General features: G+C 71.6%; 5 protein-coding genes and 1 pseudogene. 2 read left to right on the forward strand and 4 right to left on the reverse strand.

The genetic code is table 11. The features are described from left to right. Together PINTE_RS20305 and fgd are read right to left on the reverse strand one after the other, a co-directional pair. A partial coding sequence (locus PINTE_RS20305) for an ABC transporter ATP-binding protein (protein ID WP_068434250.1) occupies window positions 1–687 on the reverse strand: 687 nt, incomplete at its 3' end. A gap of 194 nt (window positions 688–881) precedes the next feature. After that, window positions 882–1895 (reverse strand): glucose-6-phosphate dehydrogenase (coenzyme-F420), encoded by a 1014-nt coding sequence (gene fgd, locus PINTE_RS20310; protein ID WP_068434252.1) that lies wholly within the window; start codon window positions 1893–1895, stop codon window positions 882–884. Between the two features lie 165 nt (window positions 1896–2060). Here fgd and PINTE_RS20315 point away from each other — a divergent pair, with 165 nt between their 5' ends. After that, complete coding sequence (locus PINTE_RS20315; RefSeq protein WP_068434254.1) at window positions 2061–3278, forward strand: MFS transporter; 1218 nt, start codon at window positions 2061–2063, stop codon at window positions 3276–3278. An 85-nt stretch (window positions 3279–3363) separates the two neighbouring features. Continuing rightward, window positions 3364–3885 carry a GNAT family N-acetyltransferase gene (locus tag PINTE_RS20320; protein ID WP_157087419.1) on the forward strand — a complete coding sequence of 174 codons (522 nt, stop codon included), beginning with the start codon at window positions 3364–3366 and terminating at the stop codon, window positions 3883–3885. A gap of 115 nt (window positions 3886–4000) precedes the next feature. Here the strand turns inward: PINTE_RS20320 and PINTE_RS20325 are convergent, their stop codons facing one another. Both PINTE_RS20325 and PINTE_RS25175 read right to left on the reverse strand, forming a co-directional pair. Continuing rightward, a complete protein-coding gene (locus PINTE_RS20325) occupies window positions 4001–4387 on the reverse strand; it encodes a DUF4870 domain-containing protein (protein WP_068434258.1) in 387 nt (128 codons plus the stop codon). A gap of 454 nt (window positions 4388–4841) precedes the next feature. Continuing rightward, a pseudogene (locus PINTE_RS25175) lies at window positions 4842–5024 on the reverse strand (integrase core domain-containing protein); the annotation flags it as partial. Window positions 5025–5069 lie beyond the last annotated feature (45 nt).

Below are 5069 nucleotides of genomic sequence, written 5' to 3' on the forward strand. Positions count from 1 at the left end.
GGCGTGGGAGTGCGGGGAGTCGACGACGAGCCCGTCGCGCAGGTAGACGACCCGGTCGGCCCAGGCCGCGTGCCGCGCCTCGTGGGTGACGAGCAACCCGGCCCCGCCCTCGTCGCAGCGGCGCCGGATGACGGCGAGGATGCCCTCGCCGGTCACCGAGTCGAGCGCGCCGGTCGGTTCGTCGGCGAGCAGCAGGCGCCGGTCGCCGACGAGCGCGCGGGCGATCGCGACGCGCTGGCGCTGGCCGCCGGACAGCTCGTCGGGAAAGCGGTCGGCGAGCTCGTCGACGCCGACGTCGGCCAGCGCCCGGACCGCCTCCGGACGGGCCTGCCGCGGGCCGCGGCAGTCGAGTTCGAGCGGCAGCGCGACGTTCTCGGCGGCGGTCAGCGAGCCGATGAGGTTGAAGTCCTGAAAGACGACGCCGACGTGGCGCCGCCGCAGCGCCGCGAGGTCGGCGGCCGACAGCGCGCCGAGCTCGCGCCCCTCGACGACGACCGTGCCCTGCGTCGCCGCGTCGAGCGCGCCGGCGAGGTTGAGCAGCGTCGACTTACCGGAGCCCGAGGGTCCCATGACCGCGACGAGCTCACCCGCGCCGACCTGCAGATCCACCCCACGCAGCGCGTGCACCGCCTGCGCCCCGTCCCCGTGCACGCGGCTGACGCCGCGCATGTCCAGCACCGCGCTCATGTTCGGCTCCTTGTCCGCCCCGGCCGGTCGGGCGCCCCCCTGTCGGCGCCCGACCGCCCCCCGGGGCCGTGTCGAACGAGGTTACATACCGAGTATTCATCCTCGTAAAGACATGTATACCCGGTATGCATCCAGCCGACAACCCCCTTCGGCTCGCAACTGCATGTCGCGAGCGAGGGGCCCGATGGTGAAGGTCAGTCGCCGAGCTCGCGCAGCCCGGGCATGACGTCCTGCGCGAACTGGGTCAGGAAGCGCTCCTGGTCGTGGCCGGGTCCGTGCACGACGAGGTGGTCGAAGCCGAGGTCGACGTACTCGCCGACGGCGGCGACCGCCTCCTGCGGGTCGGAGGCGACGATCCACCGCGAGGCGACCTGCTCGATCGGCAGCTCGTCGGCGGCCTTCTCCATCTGAGCCGGGTCGTGCAGCGAGTGCTTCTGCTCGGCGGTCAGGCTCAGCGGCGCCCAGAAGCGGGTGTTCTCCAGCGCCCGGTCGGCCTCGCGGTCGTAGGAGATCTTGATCTCGATCATCCGGTCGATCGGCTCGCCCTCGCGGCCGGCCTTCGCGCGGCCCTCGAGCACCGCGGGCAGCAGCTTGTCCTCGTACAGCTCGCGGCCCTTGCCGGAGGTGCAGATGAAACCGTCTCCGCGGCGGCCGGCGTAGCGCGCGACCATGGGGCCGCCGGCGGCCACGTACACCGGCACCGGCTCGTCGGGCCGGTCGTAGACCGTCGCCTCGTCGGTGCGGTAGTACTGCCCGTCGTAGCTGAACCGCTCGGTCGTCCACAGGCCGCGCATGAGCTCGACGGCCTCACGCAGCCGGGCGAACCGCTCCTTGAACTCCGGCCAGTCGCCGTCGACCGAGCCGACCGCCATCTCGTTCAGCGCCTCGCCGGTGCCGACTCCGAGCACGAGCCGCCCCGGGTGCAGGCACGCCATCGTCGCGACCGCCTGCGCGATGACGGCCGGGTTGTACCGAAAGGTCGGGGTCATCACCGAGGTGCCGAGCACGATGCGCTCGGTGCGCGCCGCGACGTGCGCCAGCCACGGGATCGACGCCGGCGCGTGCCCCCCGGTGTGCCGCCACGGCTGGAAGTGGTCGGCGATGAAGGCCGAGTCGAACCCCAGCTCCTCGGCCCGGATCGCATACCCCGCGAGCTCGCCGGGGCCGAACTGTTCACTCGAGGCCTTGTACCCGATGCGCAGCGACATGGGCTCACCCTAAGCCGCGCCGGAGCCGGTCGCCCGCGCCCCGCAGGCCGCGATGCCCGCATCCTGAGCCACGATTGACGACGGGCCGCAGCCGGCCCGAGGGTGACTGACGGCCCGTCTCGAATCGATTCGACCTCCCGTCAGACGACCCCGAAAGGATCGCGTGTGACAGCCCCGACCGAGCAGACCGACCCGGGCGAGCGCAGGGTCGGCGAACAGGCCAAGGTGGCCACGGCGTGGGTGTTCGTGCTGGCCGGGGCCACGTTCGCCACCTGGGCCAGTCGCATCCCCGACGTGCGCGACTCCCTCGGCCTGGCCCCCGGTCAACTGGGACTGCTGCTGCTCGTCGGCTCGTGCGGCTCGCTCGTCGGGTTGCCGCTGGCGGGTTGGGTCGCCTCCCGGATCGGCACCCGCCGCACCGTGCTGCTCGGCGCGAGCCTCGCGATCCTCGGCCTGACCGGAGCGGGGCTCAGCGCCGGTCCGCTGCACAGCTTCTGGCTCACCGCGGCGTGCCTGTTCGTCACGCTCGCGGGCATCGGCCAGTGGGACGTGGCGATGAACATCGAGGGCGCGCAGGTCGAGCACCGGCTCGGGCGGCACCTCATGCCGAAGTTCCACGCGGCGTTCAGCGGCGGCACGGTCGGCACCGCCCTCCTGGCCGCCGGGCTCGTCGCCGTCGGCGTGCCGTTCGCCCTGCACTTCGCCGTCGCGGCCGTGCTGCTGCTCGGGTGTGTCGTGCTCGCCAGCCGGGCGTTCCTGCCGCGCGAGGCGACCGTCTCCGACTCGACGGACGAGGCCGTCGGCAGCTCGCCCGCCCGGGCCTGGCGCGAGCCGCGCACGCTGCTCATCGGGCTCGTCATGCTCGTCGCGGCGTTCACCGAGGGCACCGCGAACGACTGGATCTCGGTGGCCTTCGTCGACGGCTACCACCTGCCCACGTGGGCGGGGGTGCTCGGGTTCGCGACGTTCCTGACGTTCATGACGATCGGCCGCCTCGTCGGCGCGGCCATGCTCGACCGGTGGGGCCGGGTGCCGGTGCTGCGCGCCATGCTCGTCGGAGCCGGTGTCGGCAGTCTCCTGGTCGTCTTCGGCACCCCGCTCCTGGCCTACCTCGGCGCCGCGATCTGGGGCTTCGGCGTCTCCCTCGGGTTCCCCGTCGGCGTGTCGGCCGCCTCCGACGAACCGCGGCACGCCGCCGCCCGCGTCAGCGTCGTGTCGACGATCGCCTACGGCGCGTTTCTCGCCGGCCCGCCCGCACTGGGGTTCCTCGGCGACCACTGGGGCGTGCTGCGCGCCCTCGGCGTCGTGAGCGCCCTCCTCCTCGTCGCGCTCGTGGCGCTGCCCGCGCTGCGCCCGCCGCGAACCGGCTCCGCGCCCGAGTAGGACCGAGGGGGCCGGAGTAGGTCGACGGAGCCCGAATTGAGCTGGGAGACAGCGAACGCCCGTGGGCCGCGCGATACTCGGCGGCATGACCAGCCGCGTCGCCGCCGCCAAGCAAGCCGGGTACGTCGTGCGTGACGCGACGCCCGCCGACGCCGACGGGATCGGCGCGGTGCACGTGGGCGCCTGGCGCGAGACCTATCCGGGGATGATCGCTCAGGAGGTCATCGACTCCCTCGACGAGCGGGCCCGGGCGGCCCGGTGGCGCGAGTGGCTCGAGCAGCCGGGAAGTCCGCTGCGGGTCGTCGTCGGCGTCGACCCCGGCGGCACGATCGTCGGCATGCTCTGCCTCGGCCCGAACCGCGACGACGACTCCCCCGCCGAGCAGGAGGTCTGGGCCGTCAACGTGCTGGACTCGGCCAAGGGCACCGGGTTGGCCGACGCCCTGCTCGACGAGGCCGTCGGTCCGGATCCGGCGAGCATGTGGGTGCTGCAGGAGAACCGGCGGGCGCGCGCCTTCTACGCCCGGCACGGCTTCGCGCCCGATGGCCGCAGTATTTACGACGAGCGGCTGCAGGCGACCCAGGTGCGGTTGGTCCGCGGCCGCTGAGGGTGGGCGGCCTCCGCACACGGCCTCTGCGCACGGCTCCCCGGGCACACGGTCTCCGGACACACGGCGGCCGGGCCGCGTGCGGTGGACGCGGCCCGGCCGGTGATGAGTCGGGTCAGCTGAGGATGCGCAGCTGGAAGGGGTAGTCGTACAGCTCGCCGCGGTTGGCCTTGATGGCGCCGATGACGTGGCAGATCACCTGGGCGACCGCGGAGAAGATGACGAGCGGGATGCCGACGACCGCCCCGATGAGGGTGACGATGAGGATCCAGCCGATGATCGAGAGCACCCACATGCCGAGGTTGAAGTTGAACGCCCCCGCCGCGGACTGGCGCGCGAACTGGCTCTTGTCCTTGTAGAGGAACCAGACGACGAGCGGCCCGACGAAGCTGAGCCAACCGGCGCTGATGATGAGCGCGGCGATCGTCGACAGGTGGGCGATGAGCGCCATCGAGCGCTCCTCGCTGTTGGGTTGGGTGAGGTACGTGCCGGGCGTGGTCATGGGAGTTCCCCTCTGGGACCTTTCGTGTGGTCGCTGTGGTTGCTGTGGTCGGCCGCGGTCGGCCGCTCGGCTGCTCGGTGCGAACGGCCGGTATGACACGAGTCTGCGGCACCCGTCTCGGCCGGTCGACCCTGAAGCGGCCCCGAACGCTCCCTGAACGTGCCCCCCACCCGCGCGCGACGCGGCCCGTGCGGACGCCTTCGTATGCCCCGTCCAACGTCCGTGAGAACTGCGTGTCGTGCTCAGGACTGCGGTCCGGACTGCAGTTCTCACCGCGAGTTTCTCCTATGTCAAGCGGCGGCTGTTTCGGGTGCTGTCTCGGGCGCTGGCTGGCGGTTGTGGTGGTCGGTGGTGAGCCGGTTGAACACGATGCGTGGAGTGTCCCCGATTTTTCGGAGTGTGGTTTAGCTGCGATTCCTGTGAGTGTGCGATGCCCTTTGTCCCACTCGGCTGGGGTGAGGTATCCCAGGTGTGAATGGCGGCGCTGTCTATTGTAGTAATGTTCGATCCAGGTGAAGGTCTCTTTCCGTAATGTGGACAGGCTCACCCAGGGGCGGGTGTGGATTAGTTCCTTTTTGTAGGTCGCGAAGAAGGACTCGGCGACGGCGTTGTCGAAACAATCCCCGGTGCGGCCCACGGAACGGCGGATGTGGTGGTCCTTGCAGTACGAGGCGAATTCGGG

It is taken from the genome of Piscicoccus intestinalis NBRC 104926 (genome assembly GCF_001515525.1).
GTDB lineage: Bacteria > Actinomycetota > Actinomycetes > Actinomycetales > Dermatophilaceae > Kineosphaera > Kineosphaera intestinalis.